This is a genomic window from Agromyces seonyuensis (genome assembly GCF_009789225.1).
Taxonomy (GTDB): domain Bacteria; phylum Actinomycetota; class Actinomycetes; order Actinomycetales; family Microbacteriaceae; genus Agromyces; species Agromyces seonyuensis.
The window spans coordinates 11,654-32,320 of the sequence record NZ_WSTA01000041.1 but is presented as its reverse complement, the minus strand read 5'-3'; the positions used below and the strand labels follow the sequence as shown (position 1 = coordinate 32,320).

Here is a 20,667-nt window from a genome sequence, read left to right as displayed (position 1 = left end):
CGCGACCGGATGCCCCTGCGGCGGCTGGGCGGGGTTCACGGGCTGCGCCGGAGCGGCGGGCGGCTGGGCCGGGTAGCCCGCGGGCTGCGCCGGGTACCCGGGCTGGGCGGGATACCCCGGCTGGGCGGGGAAGGCCGCGGGCTGCGCGGGAGCGGCGGGCTGCGCGTAGCCTTGCGGCGCCGCCGGGTAGGCCGGCTGCGCCGGCTTCGGGGGCTTGGGGTCGAACGCCCGCACGATGAGCGGGATCACGAGGGTGACGACGGCGACGAGCGAGGCGGCGCCGGCCGTGCGCCACCACCAGTCCGGCCACTCGAGCTCCGGCAGTGCTGCCGGAAGGGCGAGGATCAGCGCCGTGATCCACACGAGCACGATGGTGACGATGCCGCTGACGCGCGTGACGGTGCGCTTGGCGCGGGCGATGAAGTAGAGGCCCCAGATCTGCGTGATGAAGAGGGAGACGCGCAGCAGGGCGACGACGGCGAAGAATCGCGCCATCTGTTCGAACCAGACGGTCGGATCGGTCGTGTCGGCGGGCTGCCCCCACCCGTTCCAGAGCTTCAGCAGGCCGACGGCGACGAGCACGACGTTGACGACGATCGACGCGGGCAGGTACCAGCGGTTCGGGCCGTCGCCGATGCTCGCATCGAGGAGGACCGCCCCCGCGAAGAGCCCGACGAGCAGGAGCGTGAGCCAGGCGCGGCTCGCGACCGCGGACTGGTCGCCGATGATGATGAAGAACGCGCCGAGCAGGGCGGCGAGGACGAGCATCCCGATCGCGAGCCAGAGCGCGGCGGTGCGGATGGACGTTCGGGGCGGGGCGGGGTCGGTCATGCTTCCTCCAGGACGGTGTGAGGCTCACCCTATTGAGCCGTCGGCGCCCCGGTGCGCGTTTCTCCACTGCCGGCCCGTTCGGTCCTCCACATCGCGGCCCACCGCGGCGGCCCTCGCCCTCCACGGGAATCCCCACCCCTCCCCCGGCCCGCCGTTCGCATTCACCCGGGGGTAACCTGCGATTCGCACGCGCACGGCATCGTCGCCGCGAGGCGTGCCCGACAACGCCGTCGAATCCCCCTGGAGTCGCCATGACCGACCCGAAGGTCGCCGCCCGATCCGTTCCCGCGGATGCGCACGCCGCGCCGCCCGCCGCGCCCGCACTCGAGCCGCCCGGGCCGCCCACCCTCGCCGGGACCCGCCCCTGGCGCTACGCCGTCGGCATGTTCGGCACCTCGATCCCGATCAACATGATCAAGGGCTCGATGATCCTGTTCTACGTCGACATCCTCGGGCTCGACGTGCGCGTCTACGGCGCCGTCATGGTCGTCTACGCGATCGTCGACGCGATCGACAACCCCGTGCTCGGTTATTTGTCGGACCGCACGCGCACCCGCTGGGGACGCCGACGACCGTGGCTGGTCGTCGGGGCGCCGCTGCTCGCGGCATCCATGATCGGCTTCTTCTCGGCGCCGACCTCGCTCGACGGCATCGGCCTCGTCATCTGGTTCGCCGTCTTCGCGATCCTCTGCGAGGCGTTCGACTCGATGCTGAACGCGAACTACGGCGCCCTGCTGCCGGAGCTCTTCCGCCGCGAGCGCGCCCGCGCGGCCGCCAACTCGCTGCGGCAGGGCTTCCAGCTGCTCGCGATGGTGCTCTCGCTCGCGGTGACGCCCCTGCTGACGACGAAGGTGTTCGGCACGGAGGAGACGACGACCGGCTTCACGATCACGGCGATCCTCTACGGCGCGATCGCGGTCGTCGCCATCCTCTTCATGGCGTTCAGCGCCAAGGAGAACCCGCACTACGCCGAGACCGCCCGCCCGCGGTTCTTCACGACCGTCGGCCAGATCGTGCGCAACCCGCGCTTCTGGTCCATCGGCATCGCGGGCGCCTGCTACACGTCGGCGATGGGGCTCGTGCTCGCGGGACTCCAGCTCGACGTGCGCTACTCGCTCGGACTGCCCGTCTCCGACGCCCTCTTCCTCCAGGCGGCCGTCATCCTGATCTCGGTGCTCGGCCTCGTCGCATGGACCCGCGTCGTGCGACGCCTGGGCGCCGCGCTCACGTGGCGGCTCGCGTTCGTCGTGCTCGCCGTCAGCTTCATCCCGCTGTTCTTCGCGAACGGCCTCGTGACCGCGATCCTCGCGGGCATCCTCGTCGGCGTCGGCTACTCGGGCATGCTCGCGACGAACGACCTGATCGTCGCGCGCGTCCTCGACGACGACGCGGAGCGTCACGGCGAGCACCGCGAGGGGCTCTTCCTCTCGGCGTTCGGGTTCTTCGGGCGGCTGAACGCGATAGTGAGCGGGCTCGCGCTCGCCTCCCTCGCGTGGTTCTTCGGGTACGAATCCGGGGATGCCCCGGGCGCGCAGCCCGACCTCGCCTTCCGCTTCTTCCTCTGCGTCTACCCGTTCGCGCTCTGCGTGATCGGCGCCGTGCTCGCCCGGTTCATCCGCGTGCCCGACGGGGTCGCCGAGCAGAACGAGGATGCCGCGGCGAGCACGCAGGACGTGCTCGCCCGGGCAGCCGACGAGGTCGACGGATGACGCGTCGGGCGACGGCGCCCGGCGCGATGGACGGAGTCAGCGCTTGACCCGCCGGCTGGTGGTCACCGCCGACGACCTCGGTCGGGAGCGCGCCGGCATCCCGGCGATCCTCGCGCTCGCCGCCGACGGGTGCATCACGGCGACGACGGCGATCGTCGTCGGCGAGGCGCTGACTGCCGACGACGTCGCGACGTTGCGGGCGATCGACGTCGAGCCGCGGCTGCACGCGACGCTCACCGGCGAGCGAGGGCTCGCGCCCTGGCGCCCGGTGACGCAGGCGCCCTCGCTCGTGGATGCCGTCGGCGCGCTGCCGGCCGAAGCGACGACGTTCGCCGAGCGGGCCGCGCCCGGCGACGTCGCGGCCGAGCTCGCCGCCCAGCTCGAACGGCTGCGCTCGCTCGGGGCGCGGCCCACCGCGATGGACTCGCACGCCGGCACCCTGTACGGGCTCGCCGGCCGTTCGTTCCTCCCGGAGGCGCTCGCGCTCTGCGCGCGGGAGGGGCTCGGCTTCCGGCTGCCGCGACGGCTCGAGCCGTACCTCGGCGTCGCCCCCGGCGCGCTGCCGGCCGAGCTCGCCGACGCCCACCGACGGGCGGTCGAGGCCGCGGACGCGGCCGGGGTGCCGATCCCGGCGGCGATGCTCACGAACCGGCGCGGCGCCCGCGACCTCGGCGGCTACGGCGCCCTCTTCGCCGACGTCGCGCGGATGCTCGCCGGGCTCCCCGAGGGCACGAGCGAGCTCTTCCTGCATCCGGCCCCCGACGGCGCGCTCGTCGGTGATGCGGGCGTCGTGCGCGCGTGGGAACTGCGGTTGCTCCGCGACCCCGCATTCCGGTCGGCGCTCGACGCCGAGGGCTTCGAACTCGTGGAAGGGTGGTGAGCATGGCGACGACGCACCGGCTGCAGATCGGGATCGACGTCCAGCTCGAATCGCGGTACCTGGAGCTGCCGTTCGCGCATCCCGGGGGCCGGTCGGTCGAGGTGACGCTCGAGTTCGACCGGTCGGCGGCCGAGATCGATCTCGGCGTGCGGGATCCCGAGCGCTGGCGCGGCTGGTCGGGCGGCGCGCGCATGCGATTCGCGATCACGCCCGACGCGGCGACGCCCGGGTACGAGGCCGGACCGTTGCCCGCCGGCGAGTGGGCCGTGGTGCTCGGCCTCTACAAAGTGCCGGCCGAGCCCATCGACGTCGTCGTCACGATCGAGGCGCCGGCATCGGCCGCGGTGGAGGCGGACCCGCCGGCGCCCCCGCGCCCCGACGCACCGCGCGGCAGCGCCCGCAGCCTCCCGGCGCCCGACGGGCTGACCTGGTTCGCGGGCGACTTCCACGCGCACACCCTGCACTCCGACGGGGAGCTCTCCATCGCCCAGCTCTCGGCGGCCGCGGCCGCGCGCGGGCTCGACTTCCTCGCCGTAACCGACCACAACACGGTCTCCCACCATCCGCACCTGCCGGCCGTGGCGAGCGCGTACGACCTCGCGCTGCTGCCGGGCCAGGAGGTCACGACCCACCGCGGGCACGCGAACGCGTTCGGCGACATCGGCTGGATCGACTTCCGCGAGCCGCCGTCGCGCTGGGTCGAGGAGGTCGCCGAGCGCGGCGGCGTGCTCTCGATCAATCACCCGCTCGACGGCGAGTGGGCGTGGCTGCACCCGCTCGAGCAGCTGCCGCCCGCACTGGAGTTCTGGCACATCACGTGGTTCCGCGAGCTGACGGCGACGGGCCCCTGGGCCCTGCTGCCGCGCTGGCGGCCCGACGTGACGCTCATCGGCGGCAGCGACTTCCACCATGCCGGCCACGGCTACCCGCCGGGCACCCCGACGACCTGGGTCGCCGCGGCCGACCGCTCCCCCGAGGCGATCCTCGAGGCGCTCGCGGCCGGACGCACGGCGATCTCGCGGTACCCCGGCGCCGGCGAGGCCGTGCTCGTCCGGGTCGGAAGCGACCTGGTGGCGCTCGACGCCGACGGCGCGGTGCTCGTCGACTCGCTCGGCCGGTCCCGCCGGGTGCACGGCGACCGGGCGGTGTTCGATGCGGAGGCCGCGGGCGTGGGGCCGTTCCGGCTCGAGACGCCGGCGCGGGAACTGCTCGCGATCAGCCGCTGACCGGAGCACGACGGGCGCCGGTCGGCCGGGGCGCGGAGCGCCCCGGCCGACCGACCGCATCAGCTGCTGCGCCGCATCGCCCGGATGCCGAGCCAGAGGCCGACGGCGGCGACCGCGAGCGCGGACACCCAGCCCCACAGCACCGCCGTCGAGGCGAAGTCGCCGCCGAGCAGTGCGCGTTCGCCCTGCACCACCCAGTTGACGGGGTTCACGGTCGCGACCGCCCGCATCCAGCCGGGGGCGCTCTCGAGCGGCAGCAGCATCCCCGAGAGGATGAGCAGCGGGAAGATCAGCGTCTGCTGCACGCCCCAGAACAACCACTCGCGATCCTTCGTGGCGAGCGCGAGCGAGTAGCTGAGCGAGCCGAGCCCCACGCCGAAGACGGCGAGGAGCGCGAGCCCGACGGCGAGGCCGAGGGGGTCGATGCGGAACCCGAACGGCCAGGCGATGAGCACGATGAGGATCGCCTGCACGACGATCGGCGCGATCTCCTTGAGCGCGCGGCCGACGAGCAGCGACGATCGCGCGAGCGGCGCCACCAGGGTGCGCTCGTGGGAACCGGTCATCATCTCGTACTGGAGGTTCGAGCCCGTCGCCCCGGTGCCGAAGAGCACGATCATGACGAGCACGCCCGGCACGAACCACTGCAGGGTCTCGCCGACGGGCGCTCCGGACTCGCCGATGAGCAGTGGCGCGAACAGCCCGAGGAACACGAGCGGCTGCACGAGGCTGAAGATGAGGGTGAACGGGTCGCGCACGACCGGTCGGAGCTCGCGGACGAAGACGTTGCGCGTGTCGCGGAGCACGTTCGCGCGGACGGGCGCGTTCGTCCGCGGTTCGGTGGCGGTCATCGGGAGGCCTCCTGCAGGTTCGTGGCCGCCTCGGCGGCCGGTTCGGTGTGCTCGGCGTCGTCGCCGGTGCCGGCGTCGGCGGTGCGGTCCGCTTCGCGGAGCGAGCGGCCGGTGAGCGCGAGGAAGACGTCGTCGAGGGTCGGCGGGACGCCGGTCGCCGTGCGGACCGCGAGGCCCGCGTCATCCAATGCCCGGATGACGACGGGCAGCAGCGCGTCGCCGTCTGGGACGGTCGTCGTCGCCCGGCCCGACTCGTCGAGCGTCGCCTCGCGGCCGGTGACGCGGGCGAGCACGGCGAGCGCCGCGGATGCCTCGTCGGCCGAGCCGAACCCGAAGGTCAGCACGTCGCCCGCGAGCGTCGACTTCAGTGCCGGGGCGGTGTCGTCGGCGATGACGCGGCCCTGATCCATCACGAGCACCCGCTCGGCGTAGCGATCGGCCTCCTCGAGGTAGTGGGTCGTGACGAAGACCGTCGTGCCGTGCTCCTCGCGGAGCCGCAGGATGTGCTCCCACAGGTTCGCTCGGCTCTGCGGGTCGAGCCCGGTGGAGGGCTCGTCGAGGAAGAGCAGCGGCGGGGCGTGCATGAGCCCGAGGGCGATGTCGAGCCGTCGTTTCTGACCGCCGCTCAGCTGCTGCACGCTGCGGGAGCGGATGGCCGTGAGGCCGAGGCTCTCGACGAGCTCGTCGGCGCGACGGACGGCGTCGGCGCGACGCATCCCGTAGAAGGCGCCCTGGCTCAGCAGCTCGTCGCCGACGCGCTGCGCGAAGCTGCCGCTCGTGAGCTGGCCGACGTAGCCGATGCGCGCGCGCACCTCCGCCGCCTCGGTGCGGATGTCGTGTCCGACGACGCGCGCGTCGCCGGCGGTCGGGGGGATGAGGGTGGTGAGCATGCGGAGGCTCGTCGACTTGCCGGCGCCGTTCGGGCCGAGGAAGGCGACGAGTTCGCCGGGCTGCACCGAGATCGACAGGTCGGTGACCGCGGCGACCTCCTGGCGCTTCACCGTGAAGCGCTTGGTGAGACCGTGCGTCTCGATGATGGGTGGGTTCGTCATGCCGACACGGTAGGAAGGAATGCGGACAGGATCGGTCCTGGTTCGGAGGGAGCATGGACGCATGTCCGACACCACCGCACGCGCGCTGCGCCTCCTGAGCCTGCTGCAGACCCACCGCCACTGGACGAGCACGGAACTCGGCGAGCGGCTCGGCATCACGTCGCGCACCGTGCGCCGGGACATCGACCGGCTGCGCGAGCTCGGCTACCGCATCGAGTCGGAGCCCGGCGTCGCCGGCGGGTACCGGCTCGAGGCCGGCAACGCGCTGCCGCCCCTGCTGCTCTCCGACGACGAAGCCGTCGCGATCGCCATCGGCCTGCGCATCGCCGCCTCGCAGCGCCTCGTCGACGGCCCCCAGACGACGCTCTCCGCCCTCGCGAAGCTCGAGCAGGTGCTGCCGCCGGCGCTCCGACGGCGGGTCGCCGCGCTCGCCGAGGTCGTGCCGTCGGGCCCGGGCGGCGGTGCGCGCGTCTCCCCCGAACTGCTCGGCGACCTCGCGCTGGCGTGCCGCGACCACGAACGACTGCGCTTCGACTACACCTCGGTCACGGGCGAGGCGTCATCGCGCCGGGTCGAGCCGCACAGCCTCGCGCCTGCGGAGCGCAACTGGTACCTCGTGTGCTGGGACCTCGACCGCGAGGACTGGCGCACGTTCCGCGTTGACCGCATCGAGCGGCTGCTGCGCACCCGCGTGCTCGCGGCGCCGCGCGAGCTCGCCGAGGAGACGGTGGCCGAGATGGTGCTCGCCGCCTCGTCGTGGTCGCCGCAGCACGTCGAGGCCGACGTCGTGATGGACCTCGGCTTCGAGGACTTCCGCGGATGGTTCGGCCACTGGGGCCAGGGGGCGACGCCCGAGGGCGCCGATCGCACCCGCTGGCCCGTCGGCGGCTCGGACTGGCGCGAGGCGATGTACGGGATGCTCTACGTGCCGGCCGGGGTCCCCTACCGCACCGATCTCGCCGAGCCGCACCGCGGCGAGCTCCGCGAAGCCGTCGCTCGGCTCCTCGCGGCTTTGGAGGCGGCACCGCCGGAGCCGCGCGCCACGGAAGCGCCGCGGCCGGTCCGCGGCGGCGAGATCGCCGGCTAGTCGTCCGCCGGCTCGTCCTCGAGCGAGCGCCGCGCCTCGACCGCGAGGTCGGGGTGATCGGCGAACACGCCGTCGAGCCCCGTCGACATGATCTGCCGGTACTCGCCGAGCCAGTCGCCCCAGCGCCCCGGCACGCGACCGTCGCGGCGCCGTGCCGCCAGGAACCGGTTCTCCGGGCGCAGCGTCCAGGTGTAGACCGACAGCGCAGCCGAGTGGGCGGCGTCGACGAACGTCGCGCCGGTGAGCGGCACCGGCCCCGGGGCATCCGCCTTCGGCCGGCGACCGAGGATGCGGCCCTTGTCGACGCTCACGCCGTCGACCCGGCCGGCGAGCCCGAGCAAGCCCGCCTCGCTCGCGTAGGAGTCGTACGTCGCCGCCGTGGCACCGAGCTTCGCGACCTGGTCGGCCGGCGCCCCGCTCGCCTCGACGAGGAAGACGCGCTCCCCGTGGATGCCGCGATCGCGCAGCCCGTCGAGCACGTCGAGCTCGAACGCCTCCATGACGAGGCGGTCGCCGCCGCGGCCCCAGCCGGCCGCCGAGAGCTCGGCGGCGAAGAGCTCGTCGAGCGGGAGCCCGATCGAGGCGAAATGGCTCGCGTGCTTGAACTCCGCGACGAGCCCGAGCAGCCGCGCCTGATCGTCGCTCGCGCGCTCGACGATCTCGATGAGGTCCGCGAGCCGCAGCAGCGGGAAACGCCCGTCGAACGTCGCCGACGAGCGCCGGAGCTCGGGCACCCGCTCGCGCGCGCGCAGGGTCGAGAGCTCGGCCCACGTGAAGTCCTCCGTGAACCAGCCGCTCAGCGGCTCGCCGTCGATCACCTGCGTGCGGTGCCGGTCCGAGAACTCCGGATGCTCGCGGATGTCGGTCGTGCCCGAGATCTCGTTCTCGTGCCGCAGCACGAGCACGCCGTCGCGCGTGGCGACGAGGTCGGGCTCGACGGCGTCGGCACCGAGCGCGAAAGCGAGCTCGTAGGAGGAGCGCGTGTGCTCGGGGCGATAGCCGGGCGCGCCGCGATGGCCGATGACGAGCGGACGTGCGGCGTGCGGCATGCACCGAGCCTAGCGACGAGCACGGCCGCAGCCGTGGTGCGCCGTGAGCGGAATTCCGCGAGGATCCGCGGATTCCCAGGCATCCGTGACCGAAACCCCGGTAGGTTTGCGAAGAACAGCCGACCACCCTCGAAAGCGAAGGACCCGATGGCCCTCGACAACCCGGCATTCAGCCGCAACGACGCCTTCACCAAGCAGAAGCCCACGCCGAGCGCAGCCGATCTGCAGGCCCTCTACGACCAGCCGAGCGCGGCGCCCCAGGGCACGCGAGAGGTCATGACGATCGAGACGACCATCGGCAAGTCGGTGCTGGCGTTCGGTCTGCTCCTCGTCCTCGCGGCCGCCGGCTTCCTCGTGCCGATCTGGCCGGTCGTCATCGTCGCGGGCATCGCCGGCTTCGTGCTCGCCCTCGTCAACTCCTTCAAGAAGGAGCCCTCGAAGGCGCTCATCCTCGCCTACACGGCCTGCCAGGGCTACGTCGTCGGCGCGATTTCCGCGATCTACGAGCAGCAGTGGAATGGCATCGTCGGTCAGGCCGTGCTCGCCACCCTCGTCGTCGTCGGCGTCACGCTCGCGCTCTTCGCCTCGGGCAAGATCCGCGCCTCGAAGCGGGCCACGAAGATCTTCCTGATCGCCATGATCGGCTACGGGGTCTTCTCGCTCATCAACTTCGGGCTCATGGTCTTCGGCGTGAACGACGACCCGTGGGGCCTCCGCGGCGCCGACTTCCTCGGCACCGGCATCCCCTTCGGCCTCATCCTCGGCGTCTTCGTCGTCATCCTCGGCGCCTACTCGCTCGTGCTCGACTTCGACTTCATCCAGCAGGGCGTGCGCAACCGCGCCGACCGCAAGTACGAGTGGACCGGCGTCTTCGGCATCATGGTCACCGTCATCTGGCTGTACCTCGAGATCCTGCGCATGATCGCGATCGCGCGCGACTAGGCTGCATCGCCCGGCCCAGGCTCGTTCCACGGCCGTCCCGCTCCGGCGGGGCGGCCGTCGTCGTTTCCCGGCGACCCCGAACAGATTTCGGAGAAAGTTCCGGTGTCGTGTCGATCCGGGCCTCGCCCGTTCGACGCATGCAGTGAGAGGGTCGGAAGAGACCGATCCCCCGAACCGAGGAGAACGACGATGTCGAAGTACATGCTGATCATGCGCGGGAACGAAGCGGCCCTGGCGGCCTTCGAGGCCAAGCCCTTCGAGGAGGTCATCGAGGCGATGGGACGCTACAACGAATCGATGATCGAGGCCGGCGTGCTCGTCGCCGGCGAGGGCCTCGCCGACGCGGCCGAGGGCGTCGTCGTCGAGTTCGGCGGCGAGGTGCCCGTCGTCACCGACGGCCCCTACGGCGAGCTCAAGGAGCTCTTCAACGGGTACTGGACGGTCGAGACGCCGACCATCGAGGAGGCGGTCGAGTGGGCCAAGCGCGCCCCGCTCGGCGTCGGCAACAAGATCGAGGTGCGCCGCGTCAACGGCATCGAGGACTTCCCCGCCGACAACGAGTGGATCCAGAAGGAAGCCCAGTGGATCGAGCAGGCCGGCAAGTGAGTCAGCGCCGATCATGACGGATGACTCGGGCGGGCGCGTCGCGGATCCTGCGGCCGCCCGCCGGGCCGTCGAGGCGGTGTGGCGCATCGAGGCCGCGCGCATCGTCGCGACGCTCACCCGGTACACGGGCGACTTCGCCCTCGCCGAGGACCTCGCGCAGGAGGCCCTCGCCGAGGCGCTCGCCGCGTGGCCGCAGACGGGCGTGCCGCGGAACCCGGGTGCTTGGCTGACGACGACCGCGAAGCGGCGGGCGATCGACGGCTGGCGACGACGGGAGAAGTTCGACGCCCACGTCGCGCTGCTCGCCCGCGAACTCGACGAGGCCACCGACCCCGACGCCCTGCCGTGGGACCCCGACTCGATCGACGACGACGTGCTGCGGCTCGTGTTCGTGTCGTGCCACCCGGTGCTCTCGCGCGAAGCATCCATCGCCCTGACGCTGCGGGTCGTCGGCGGCCTCACGACCCCCGAGATCGCCCGCTCGTTCTTCGTGCCCGTCGCGACCGTGCAGCAGCGCATCGTGCGCGCCAAGGCGACGCTCGCAGCCGCGCACGTCCCCTTCGAGACGCCGCCGCGCGACGAGTACCCGGCGCGGCTCGCCGCCGTGCTGCAGGTGCTCTACCTGATCTTCACCGAGGGCCACTCGCCCGCGACGGGCGAGCGCGGCATGCGCGCCGACCTCGCCCTCGAGGCCGTGCGCCTCTCCCGTGTGCTCGCCGAGCTCGTGCCCCAGGAGCCGGAGGCGCACGGGCTCGCCGCGCTGCTCGAGTTCACCGCCGCCCGCTTCCCGGCCCGCACGGCCCCGGACGGCTCGGCCGTGCTGCTCGCCGACCAGGACCGCACCCGCTGGGACCGGCTGCTCATCGCCCGTGGCCGCACTGCGCTCGCGCGTTCGGACGCGCTCCGCCGCGGCCGCGGCCCCTACGCCTTGCAGGCCGCGATCGCGGAGCAGCACGCGCTCGCGCCATCGGTGGAGGCGACCGACTGGCCGCGCATCGTGCTGCTCTACGAAGCGCTCGGGCGGATCGCCCCATCGCCCGTCGTCGAGCTCAACCGCGCCGTCGCGGTCTCCATGGCCGAGGGGCCCGCAAGCGGCCTGCGGATCGTGGACGCGGTCGCCGCGACCGGCGCCCTGCGCGGCTCGCACGTGGTCCCGAGCGCCCGCGGCGAGCTGCTCGCTCGGCTCGGTCGCACCGAGGAGGCCCGCGCCGAGTTCGAGGCCGCCGTGCGCCTGGCCGGCAACGACGCCGAGCGCGCGGTGCTCGCCGGCAAGCTCGCCGCGCTCTGAGCGGGTTCGCCCCGGGACGACGAAGGGCCGGACGCCCCACGGCATCCGGCCCTCGTCAGCGGCAGGAGGTCACTCCCACTCGATGGTCCCCGGCGGCTTCGACGTGACGTCGAGCACGACGCGGTTGACCTCGCGCACCTCGTTCGTGATGCGGTTCGAGATCTTCGCGAGCACCTCGTAGGGCAGGCGGGTCCAGTCGGCGGTCATCGCGTCCTCGGAGGACACGGGACGCAGCACGATCGGGTGCCCGTAGGTGCGGCCGTCGCCCTGGACGCCCACCGAGCGCACGTCGGCGAGCAGCACGACCGGGCACTGCCAGATCTGGCCGTCGAGGCCGGCCGCGGTCAGCTCGGCACGGGCGATGGCGTCGGCCTCACGCAGAATCTCGAGACGGTCAGCGGTGACCTCGCCCACGATGCGGATGCCGAGGCCGGGCCCCGGAAAGGGCTGCCGGCCGACGATCGCCTCGGGCAGGCCGAGCTCGCGGCCGATGGCGCGCACCTCGTCCTTGAAGAGGGTGCGCAGCGGCTCGATGAGCTCGAACTCGAGGTCCTCGGGGAGGCCGCCGACGTTGTGGTGGCTCTTGATGTTCGCGGTGCCCGTGCCGCCGCCCGACTCGACGACGTCGGGGTAGAGCGTGCCCTGCACGAGGAAGCGCATGGGCTCGCCCTCGGCGGCCGCCTCGGCGACGAGCTCGGCCTGGACCTTCTCGAACGCGCGGATGAACTCGCGGCCGATGATCTTGCGCTTCTGCTCGGGGTCGCTGACGCCGGCGAGCGCGTTCAGGAACGTCTCGCGCGCGTCGACGGTGATGAGGCGCACGCCGGTCGTGGCGACGTAGTCCTGCTCGACCTGCTCGCGCTCGCCCTTGCGGAGGAGGCCGTGGTCGACGAAGACCGCCACGAGCTGGTCGCCGACGGCCTCGTGGACGAGGGCCGTGGAGACGGCCGAGTCGACGCCGCCGGAGAGCGCCGAGAGCACGCGGCCGGTGCCGACCTGGGCGCGGATGCGTTCGACCTGCTCGGCGATGACGTTGCCCGCGTTCCAGTCGGCGGGGATGCCGGCGGCGCGGTGCAGGAAGTTCTCGATGACGGCCTGCCCGTACGGCGAGTGCTTCACCTCGGGGTGCCACTGCACGCCGTAGAACTTCTTCTCGTCGTTCGCGAAGGCCGCGACGGGGGTGTCGGCCGTGGAGGCGAGCACCTCGAAGCCCTCGGGGGCGCGGGAGACCGAGTCGCCGTGGCTCATCCACACGGTCTGGTCGGCGGGCTGGCCGGCGAGGAGGGCGTTGCCGGAGCCGGGTCCAGCAGGCTCAGTCGTCACCTGGGCGGCCGTCGAGCCGTATTCGCGGCGGCCGGTCTGCGCGACCTCGCCGCCGAGCTGCCGGGCCATGACCTGGAAGCCGTAGCAGATGCCGAGCGTCGGCACGCCGAGCTCGAGGATGCCCGGGTCGAGCGCGGGCGCGCCCTCCTCGTAGACCGACGACGGGCCGCCGGAGAGCACGATGCCCACCGGGTTCTTCGCGGCGACCTCTGCCGCGGTGATCGTGTGCGGCACGATCTCGCTGTAGACGGATGCCTCGCGCACGCGCCGCGCGATGAGCTGCGCGTACTGGGCGCCGAAGTCGACGACGAGGACCGGACGGGCCTCGGTGCCGTTGGGGTTGTCGGCCGCGCTCACGCGGTCACCTCCGAGTTCTGGGAGTTCCGGGCCTCGCGACCGGCGACGTACGCGCGCACGTCGCGGGCGACGCGGGCCTCGAGGAAGAAGGACAGGAAGGGGATGATGCCGCCGCAGGCCAGCAGGAGGAAGCGCGGGAACGTCCAGCGCATGATGCTCCAGAGGTTGAAGCAGGCGAAGAGGTACACGACGTAGAACCAGCCGTGCGCGATGAGGATGCCCGTCGACAGGTTCGCGCCGACGCCGGTCGACACCCAGCCCGCGGCCGTCTCGACGGTCGGCGCGAAGTACAGGAAGCCCTGCTCGCTGAAGCCGTAGAGCTCGAGGTGGAAGCCGTACTTCAGCACCATCTCGGCGACCAGCAGCAGCAGCATGGTGCCGGTGATGATCGAGGCGACCTGGTAGAACTTCACCCGCCCCGGGATTTTCGACAGATCGGCGGCTTTGGGTTCGAGGGGCATGGCCTCCAGTCTACGCGCTGCGTTGCGGGGCTCAGCGGGGGCTCAGGATGCCTCGGGCCCGCGATCCTCCGGGGCGGCGCCGGGGCCGTTGCCGACCGGCGCCGAGGCGAGCGCGGCCTCAGCGGCCTCCTGCTCCTCGCGCTCGACGGCGTCCTTCACGAGCCGGAACCAGAGGAAGATCGCGAAGCCCGCGAAGGCGACCCACTCGACGGCGTAGAAGACGTTGAGCCAGTTGAGCGTGGCCGTCTCCTCCGGGGCGGGCGAGTCGATCGTCGTCAGTCCGGCCGGGGCCTCGCCGAGGGTCACGTAGGCGAAGTACGCGGCTCTGCCGTCGTAATCGGCCCAGACGTTGACGAGGTCCGCGATCGCGACGGTCGTGCGGATGCCCGCCTGCGCATCCGCCATCTCGGGGGCCTCGCTCGGCAGGAAGCGGCCCTCGATGGTCGTCCCGTCGAGCGCCGCGGACTCGTCGAACGCGGCGAGCGCATCGGCGGCCTCCGCCTCGGTCGGCGCCCAGCCGAGCGCGACGGGCATCCCGCCGGGTTCCGCGTCGCCCGCGACCTCGAAATGGGCGACCGCCCACCAGCCGGCGACGCCGCCGTTCAAGCGGTTCTGCACGAGCACGCCGTCACCGGGCACCCAGGTGCCTTCGGCGCGCACCAGCTGCCCGGTCGAGGTCTGGCGGGTCGGCACGTCCGTCTCGGCCACGACGGCCAGGTCCTTGACGGTCTCGGTGTCGCGCTCGACGACGGTCGCCTCCTCGACGGCGCGCTCGACCTGCCACTGCCCGAGTGCGGCGAACGCCGCCGCCACGCCGAGGGCGAGCAGGAGCGCGAGCACCCAGCGGGGGCGCAGCATCATGCGGAGCACGCCGCACAGCCTAACGAGCCGCGCCTGCGCAGGCGCTGGGGACGGGACCCGGCCCGACGCCCCGTCGCGCTCGGGTCCCGTCGGGCTCAGTCGACGGCGACGATGTCGGGCGCCTCCAGTCGCACCCGGTCGGCCGATTCGTCGTCGGGCTGCTGCTGCGAGGCGATCTCGGCCTCCACGCGCTGCAGGTAGCGCTCCACCTCGAGCTGCTCGCGGGCGGCGTCCCAGCCGAGCGGGCCGGCCATGAGCTTCGCCGCGACGGGCGCCGCCGAGACGCCGCGATCCCACGCCTCGATCGAGATGCGGGTGCGCCGGGCGAGCACGTCGTCGAGGTGCAGGGCCCCCTCGTGGGTAGCGGCGTAGACGACCTCGGCGCCGAGGTAGTCGTCGGCGCCGGGCAGCGGCTCGCCGAGCGACGGGTCCTCGCGGATGAGGTCGAGCAGTTCGTCGGTGAGCGTGCCGTACCGGTTGAGCAGGTGCTCGATGCGCACCTTGTGCACCCCGAACGCCCGCGCGATCTTGCTGCGCTTGTTCCACGCGGCCTGGTAGCCCTCGGCGCCCAGCAGCGCGATGTCCTGCGTGGTCGATGCGGGGACGCGCCCGTCGAGCGCGGCCGCGGCGGCGTCGATGGCGTCCTTGGCCATGATGCGGTAGGTCGTCCACTTGCCGCCCGCGACGACGACCAGCCCCGGCACGGTGTGCGCGACGATGTGCTCGCGCGAGAGCTTCGACGTCTGGTCGCTCTCGCCCGCCAGCAGCGGCCGGAGCCCCGCGTACACGCCCTCGACGTCTTCACGGGTGAGCGGGATGCTCATCAGCGCGTTGACGTGCTCGAGCAGGTAGTCGATGTCGGCCGCAGTCGCCGCAGGATGGGCCTTGTCGAGATGCCAGTCGGTGTCGGTCGTGCCGATGAGCCAGTGCCGGCCCCACGGGATGATGAACAGCACGCTCTTCTCGGTGCGGAAGATCATGCCCATGTTCGACTGGATGCGATCGCGCGGCACCACGAGGTGGATGCCCTTGGACGCCCGCACCTTGAACGTGCCGCGTTCGCCGACCATGCGCTGCGTGTCGTCCGTCCACACGCCGGTGGCGTTGACGACCTGCTTGGCCCGCACCTCGAAGTGCTCGTCGGTCTGCAGATCGTGCGCCTGCACGCCGACGACGCGCTCGCCGACCTTGATGAAGCCCTCGACCTTCACCCGCGACGCGACGTGCGCGCCGTAGGAGGATGCCGTGCGCGCGAGCGAGGCGACGTAGCGGGCATCGTCGACCTGCGCGTCGTAATACGTCAGCCCGCCGACGAGGGCGTCGTTCGAGAGCGACGGGATCGCCCGCATGACCTGGGTCTTGGTGAGGTGCCGGTGATGCGGCACCCCCGGCGGGCGCCCGCCCGTGTAGCTGAAGATGTCGTAGAGCAGCATGCCCGCGCCGATGTAGCCGCGTTCCCAGACGCGGTTCTTGAGCGGGTAGAGGAAGCGCACGGGTTTCACCAGGTGCGGCGCGATGCGCTGCAGCAGCAGCCCGCGTTCGATGAGCGCCTCGCGCACCAGCCGGAAGTCGAGCTGCTCGAGGTAGCGGATGCCGCCGTGGACGAGCTTCGACGAGCGGCTCGAGGTGCCCGATGCCCAGTCGCGCGCTTCGAGCAGACCGGTCGAGAGGCCGCGCGTCACCGCGTCGAGCGCCGAGCCGGTGCCGACGATCCCTCCGCCGATCACGAGCACGTCGAGTTCCTTGGACTTCAGCCGCTCGATCGCCTCCGAGCGTTCTTCGGGCCCGAGCTTCGTCGAGCGGCTCACGGACTTCAGCTTCGTCGCCATCGCATCCCCCAATGCGGTCCGGGTCACGAGCGATCCGGACCGTCCTCCCAGGCTAGCCATCTCCGTGGCCGGATGGGAGGGGTCGCGCCCGCTCGGTGCCGACCCTCAGGATGAGCGCCGCGGCCCGCACGGGAGAACGCGACGGCCGCGTCGAGTCGTGCTCGGCGCGGCCGCGATGCGTGCGACGGGAGTTCAGCCGCCGTAGGGCGCGACGACGACCTCGACGCGCTGGAACTCCTTGATGTCGGAGTAGCCGGTCGTGGCCATCGCCTTGCGCAGCGCACCGACGAGGTTGGCCTTGCCGTCGGCGTCGGCCGCGGGACCGTAGAGGACCTGCTCGAGCGGGCCGACGGTGCCGACCTCGACGCGGCGGCCGCGGGGCAGCTTCGCGTGGTGCGCCTCGGCACCCCAGTGGTACCCGCCGCCGGGCGCCTCGCTCGCGCGGGCGAGGGTCGTGCCGAGCATGACGGCGTCGGCGCCGCACGCGATCGCCTTGACGATGTCGCCGGAGGTGCCGAGGCCGCCGTCGGCGATGACGTGCACGTAGCGGCCGCCCGACTCGTCGAGGTAGTCGCGGCGGGCGCCGGCGACGTCGGCGACCGCGGTCGCCATCGGGGCGTGGATGCCGAGCGTCGACCGCGTGGTCGACGCGGCGCCGCCGCCGAACCCGACGAGCACGCCCGCCGCGCCGGTGCGCATGAGGTGCAGCGCCGCCGTGTAGGTCGAGGCGCCGCCGACGATGACGGGAACGTCGAGCTCGTAGATGAATTTCTTGAGATTCAGGGGCTCGACGCTCTTCGAGACGTGCTCGGCCGACACCGTGGTGCCGCGGATGACGAAGAGGTCGACGCCGGCGGCGACCACGGTCGAGTAGAGCTCGGCGGTGCGCTGCGGGGAGAGCGCACCCGCGACCGTGACGCCCGCCGCGCGGATCTCCGCGAGGCGCTCGGTGACGAGCTCGGGCTTGATCGGCTCGCTGTAGAGCTGCTGCATGCGCGCCGTCGCGGCCTCGGCGGGGAGGCTGCGGATCTCGGCGAAGATCTTCTCGGGCTCGGCGTAGCGCGTCCAGAGGCCCTCGAGGTCGAGCACGCCGAGGCCGCCGAGCTTGCCGATCGCGATCGCGGTGGCGGGCGAGACGACCGAGTCCATCGGCGCGGCGATGAACGGGGTGTCGAAGGTGAAGGCGTCGATCGACCACTCGGTCGACACCACTTCGGGGTCGCGCGTGCGCCGCGAGGGCACGATCGCGACGTCATCGAACGCGTAGACGCGGCGACCGCGCTTGGACCGGCCGATTTCGACTTCCTGGCTCACCGTCCCAGCCTACCGGTCTCCCCCGGCGGGTGCCGGGCCGGGTGGGGCGAGCACGGATGCCACGCGCCGCGCGACCTCCTCGACGGGGGCGTCGTCCTGCACCGCGCCGGAGTTCCAGAGCGTCGCGAGGCCGTGCACGAGCGACCACGCCGCAAGGCCGGCCGTGCCCGCGTCGCCCGGGACGCCCGCCGCGGCCGAGCGGAGTTCCGCCGCCGCACGCTCCTGCGCCGCGCGCAGGTCGGGGTCGTCGCCGCGCAGCAGCCCGGGCCGGAACATGACGTCGAAGCGCCCGCGGTCGGCGGTCGCGAAGCGCACGTAGGCGATGCCGGCCTCGAGCAGGCCCCCGCCCGGGGCGGCCGCGGCCTCGAGGTCGTCGGCGAGGCGCGCGAAGCCGTCGGCCGCGACGGCGGTGAGCAGCCCGGCGCGGTCGCCGAACCAGTGGGCGGGGGCGGCGTGGGAGACGCCGACCCGGCGCGCGAGGTCGCGCAGGCTCAGCCCCTCGACGCCGCCGGCGGCGATCGTCTCCGCCGCGGCGTCGAGCAGCTCGGCGCGCAGGTTGCCGTGGTGATAGGCCATGCCTCCACTGTACGGGCGGAATCTAGCCATTGACAAGATCGCGGCATCGGCGCATCCTGTCGGTATCTAGCCAATGACAAGATCCGATCGGAGACCCCATGACCTCGTCCGCACCCGCCTCCACGCCGACACCCGCACGCGCCGGCGTCCGCAGCCTCATCGGGCCGGTCCCGATCGCCCTCGTCGCCGGCACGGCGATCACCGCCCTGGCCGGTCTCGCGGGCCTGACCGTCGCGCAGGGCTGGCAGGCCGCCCTGACCGTCGGGCTCGCCCTGATGTTCCTGCTCACCGCGTCCGCCAGGTTCGGGCGTCGCCGCGGCGAACTCGTCGCCATGGTGCCGCCCGTGTTCCCGTTCCCGACGGCGATCGTGGTCGTCACGGGCATCCTCGAGGCCCTCGGCGCGATCGGACTGCTCGTGCCCGCGACGCACCGGGCCGCCGCGATCTGCCTCGCACTCCTGCTCGTCGCGGTGTTCCCCGCCAACGTGCACGCCGCGCGCAGCGGCGCCGGCATGGACGGCAAGCCGCCGACGCCGCTCGGACTGCGCACCCTCGAACAGGCCGTCTACCTCGGCGCCCTCATCGCGGTCGCCCTCGGCTGAAGCGCGCGCGGCGCGCGCCCATGCAGGGCGCCCCCATCGCAGTCGCCGTCGGCTGAAGCCCGTGCGGCGCGGGCCCGCGCGGGGCGCCCGCACCGCGCCGCCTCAGCGGGCGCGCACCACGCGTGCCTCGTCCCACACCGGGCCGTCGGTCTCCACGACCTCCCCGTCGGAGCGGAAGACGAGGAAGCGGTCGAACCCGCGGGCGAACCAGCGGTCGTGCGTCACCGCGAGCACCGTGCCGTCGAACGCCGCGAGCGCCTCCTCCAGCGCCTCCGCCGAGACGAGGTCGAGGTTGTCGGTCGGCTCGTCGAGCAGCAGGAGCGTCGCGCCCGACAGCTCGAGCAGCAGGATCTGCACCCGGGCCCGCTGCCCGCCCGAGAGCGTCTCGAACGTCTGCTCCGCCGCGTGCGCGAGGCCGTAGCGGTCGAGCGCGCGACTCGCCGCCTCCCGCGGCAGGCCGGGCCGCTCCGCGTCGCCGCGATGCAGGATGTCGAGGAGCGAACGGCCCCGGAGGTCCGGTTGCCCCTGGCCCTGCGCGAACCACCCCGGCACCACGCGCGCCCCGAGCACCGCCCGGCCGGCGTGCGGCACGGGCGCGATGCGGGAGCCCGCCTCCGTGCGGTGCCCCTGCAGCGGATCCGGATCGGTGCCGCCCGCGGCGAGCAGCCGGAGGAAGTGGGACTTGCCCGACCCGTTCGAGCCGAGCACCGCGACGCGATCGCCGTACCAGACCTCCAGGTCGAACGGCCGCATGAGCCCCGTGAGCTCCAGCCGCTCCCCGATCACCGACCGTTTGCCGGTGCGGGCGCCCCGCAGCCGCATCGACACCTGCTGGGCCGGCGGCCGCTCCTCAGGCGGCCCGACCTCGTCGAACTTCGCGAGCCGCGTCAGCGCGGCCTGATAGCGCGAAGCCATGCCGTCGTTGTTCGCGGCCTTGATCTTGAGCGCCTGCACGAGCTTGACGAGTTGGGCGCGCCGCTCGTCCCAGCGTCGGCGCAGCTCGTCGAGCCGTTCGAAGCGGGCGTCGCGGGCCGCGTGGTACGTCGCGAACCCGCCGCCGTGCACCCACGCGGTGCTGCCCGCGGGCGACGCCTCGAGCGTCGCGATCCGGTCCGCCGCGTTCGCGAGCAGTTCCCGGTCGTGGGAGACGAGCAGCACCGTCTTGGACGTCTCGCGCAGGCGCTCCTCGAGCCAGCGCTTGCCCGGGACGTCGAGCGAGTTGTCGGGCTCGTCGAGCAGGAGCACCTGCTCCGGGCCGCGCAGCAGCGCCTCGAGCGCGAGCCGCTTCTGCTCCCCGCCGGAGAGGGTCGAGAGGTCCCGCCACTTCGCCCGCTCCCACGGCATCCCGAGCGCCGCGCTCGTGCACCGGTCCCAGACGACCTCCTGGTCGTAGCCGCCCGCTTCCGCGTATTCGGCGAGCGCGTTCGCGTAGCGGAGCTGCTCCTCGGTGGCATCCCGTTCGATGAGGGCGTTCTCGGCCGCGTCGAGCTCGATGGCCGCGGCCCGCACGCGCGCCGGCGCGACCGAGACGAGCAGGCCCGCGACGGTCGGCGACGTGCCCTCGGCGGTCATCCCCGTGCCGACGTACTGGTCCATGACGGCGAGACCGCCGTCGATCTGGATGCTCCCCGCGTCCGGCCGCACCTCGCCCCGGACGATGCGCAGCAACGTCGTCTTGCCCGCGCCGTTGGCGCCGATGAGCGCGGTGGTGCGCCCGTCCGGCACGCGGAAGGACACCTCGTCGAGGAGGATGCGGCCGTCCGGCAGCGTGAAGCTCACGCCGCCCACGTCGATGTAGCCCATGGCGGTTCCCGTCGTCGGCG

The 20,667-nt window shown here is 73.0% G+C and carries 19 protein-coding genes; 8 read left to right on the top strand and 11 right to left on the bottom strand.

Going from position 1 to position 20,667, the window contains the following annotated elements; genetic code table 11:
• On the bottom strand, positions 1–831 hold an 831-nt coding region (locus tag GB864_RS18185), incomplete at its 3' end, for a hypothetical protein (RefSeq protein ID WP_202107141.1).
• A gap of 251 nt (positions 832–1,082) precedes the next feature.
• Between GB864_RS18185 and GB864_RS10270 the strand changes: the two genes are divergently transcribed.
• Genes GB864_RS10270 through GB864_RS10260 form a run of 3 tightly spaced genes read left to right on the top strand, consistent with a single transcriptional unit; the run spans position 1,083 to position 4,646 of the window.
• Positions 1,083–2,540 carry an MFS transporter gene (locus GB864_RS10270; protein WP_160424699.1) on the top strand — a complete coding sequence of 486 codons (1,458 nt, stop codon included), beginning with the start codon at positions 1,083–1,085 and terminating at the stop codon, positions 2,538–2,540.
• 43 nt (positions 2,541–2,583) lie between these two features.
• Positions 2,584–3,420, top strand: coding sequence for a carbohydrate deacetylase (locus tag GB864_RS10265; RefSeq protein ID WP_160424697.1), 837 nt, complete (start codon positions 2,584–2,586; stop codon positions 3,418–3,420).
• Positions 3,421–3,422: 2 nt separating this feature from the next.
• Positions 3,423–4,646 carry a CehA/McbA family metallohydrolase gene (locus GB864_RS10260; protein WP_160424695.1) on the top strand — a complete coding sequence of 408 codons (1,224 nt, stop codon included), beginning with the start codon at positions 3,423–3,425 and terminating at the stop codon, positions 4,644–4,646.
• A gap of 59 nt (positions 4,647–4,705) precedes the next feature.
• Here GB864_RS10260 and GB864_RS10255 read toward each other — a convergent pair whose 3' ends face one another.
• Positions 4,706–5,497 carry an ABC transporter permease gene (locus GB864_RS10255; RefSeq protein ID WP_160424693.1) on the bottom strand — a complete coding sequence of 264 codons (792 nt, stop codon included), beginning with the start codon at positions 5,495–5,497 and terminating at the stop codon, positions 4,706–4,708.
• Positions 5,494–6,549 (bottom strand): ABC transporter ATP-binding protein, encoded by a 1,056-nt coding sequence (locus GB864_RS10250; RefSeq protein ID WP_160424691.1) that lies wholly within the window; start codon positions 6,547–6,549, stop codon positions 5,494–5,496. The genes GB864_RS10255 and GB864_RS10250 overlap by 4 nt, the downstream gene beginning before the upstream one ends.
• Positions 6,550–6,610: 61 nt before the next feature.
• Here GB864_RS10250 and GB864_RS10245 point away from each other — a divergent pair, with 61 nt between their 5' ends.
• Positions 6,611–7,636, top strand: a complete 1,026-nt coding sequence (locus GB864_RS10245) for a helix-turn-helix transcriptional regulator (protein ID WP_160424689.1) — start codon at positions 6,611–6,613, stop codon at positions 7,634–7,636.
• Here the strand turns inward: GB864_RS10245 and GB864_RS10240 are convergent.
• Positions 7,633–8,685 carry a glycerophosphodiester phosphodiesterase family protein gene (locus tag GB864_RS10240; RefSeq protein ID WP_160424687.1) on the bottom strand — a complete coding sequence of 351 codons (1,053 nt, stop codon included), beginning with the start codon at positions 8,683–8,685 and terminating at the stop codon, positions 7,633–7,635. The two genes, GB864_RS10245 and GB864_RS10240, sit on opposite strands and share 4 nt — an antisense overlap.
• A 147-nt stretch (positions 8,686–8,832) precedes the next feature.
• Between GB864_RS10240 and GB864_RS10235 the strand changes: the two genes are divergently transcribed.
• The 3 genes from GB864_RS10235 (at position 8,833) to GB864_RS10225 (ending at position 11,521) form a co-directional block, all read left to right on the top strand.
• Positions 8,833–9,627 carry a Bax inhibitor-1/YccA family protein gene (locus GB864_RS10235; protein WP_160424685.1) on the top strand — a complete coding sequence of 265 codons (795 nt, stop codon included), beginning with the start codon at positions 8,833–8,835 and terminating at the stop codon, positions 9,625–9,627.
• Between the two features lie 189 nt (positions 9,628–9,816).
• On the top strand, positions 9,817–10,233 hold the full coding sequence (locus GB864_RS10230; RefSeq protein WP_160424683.1) for a YciI family protein: 417 nt from the start codon (positions 9,817–9,819) through the stop codon (positions 10,231–10,233).
• Between the two features lie 13 nt (positions 10,234–10,246).
• Positions 10,247–11,521, top strand: a complete 1,275-nt coding sequence (locus tag GB864_RS10225) for an RNA polymerase sigma factor (RefSeq protein WP_160424681.1) — start codon at positions 10,247–10,249, stop codon at positions 11,519–11,521.
• Between the two features lie 69 nt (positions 11,522–11,590).
• Here the strand turns inward: GB864_RS10225 and guaA are convergent, their stop codons facing one another.
• The 6 genes from guaA to GB864_RS10195 form a co-directional block, all read right to left on the bottom strand.
• On the bottom strand, positions 11,591–13,201 hold the full coding sequence (gene guaA / locus GB864_RS10220) for a glutamine-hydrolyzing GMP synthase (protein ID WP_160424678.1): 1,611 nt from the start codon (positions 13,199–13,201) through the stop codon (positions 11,591–11,593).
• Positions 13,198–13,662: a DUF3817 domain-containing protein gene (locus GB864_RS10215; RefSeq protein ID WP_160424676.1), complete on the bottom strand. Its 465-nt coding sequence runs from the start codon at positions 13,660–13,662 to the stop codon at positions 13,198–13,200. The genes guaA and GB864_RS10215 overlap by 4 nt, the downstream gene beginning before the upstream one ends.
• 42 nt (positions 13,663–13,704) lie before the next feature.
• Complete coding sequence (locus GB864_RS10210; protein WP_236779043.1) at positions 13,705–14,523, bottom strand: SURF1 family cytochrome oxidase biogenesis protein; 819 nt, start codon at positions 14,521–14,523, stop codon at positions 13,705–13,707.
• Between the two features lie 95 nt (positions 14,524–14,618).
• Positions 14,619–16,352, bottom strand: a complete 1,734-nt coding sequence (locus GB864_RS10205) for a glycerol-3-phosphate dehydrogenase/oxidase (RefSeq protein ID WP_160424673.1) — start codon at positions 16,350–16,352, stop codon at positions 14,619–14,621.
• Between the two features lie 192 nt (positions 16,353–16,544).
• Positions 16,545–17,666, bottom strand: coding sequence for a GuaB3 family IMP dehydrogenase-related protein (locus GB864_RS10200; protein WP_160424671.1), 1,122 nt, complete (start codon positions 17,664–17,666; stop codon positions 16,545–16,547).
• 9 nt (positions 17,667–17,675) lie between these two features.
• The gene (locus GB864_RS10195) at positions 17,676–18,242 is read right to left on the bottom strand and encodes a TetR/AcrR family transcriptional regulator (protein ID WP_160424669.1); all 567 of its coding nucleotides are present in this window, start codon (positions 18,240–18,242) and stop codon (positions 17,676–17,678) included.
• A 98-nt stretch (positions 18,243–18,340) separates the two neighbouring features.
• Between GB864_RS10195 and GB864_RS10190 the strand changes: the two genes are divergently transcribed.
• Positions 18,341–18,844, top strand: coding sequence for a DoxX family protein (locus GB864_RS10190; protein ID WP_202107140.1), 504 nt, complete (start codon positions 18,341–18,343; stop codon positions 18,842–18,844).
• A gap of 102 nt (positions 18,845–18,946) precedes the next feature.
• Here GB864_RS10190 and GB864_RS10185 read toward each other — a convergent pair whose 3' ends face one another.
• Positions 18,947–20,647 (bottom strand): ATP-binding cassette domain-containing protein, encoded by a 1,701-nt coding sequence (locus tag GB864_RS10185; RefSeq protein ID WP_160424667.1) that lies wholly within the window; start codon positions 20,645–20,647, stop codon positions 18,947–18,949.
• Positions 20,648–20,667 lie beyond the last annotated feature (20 nt).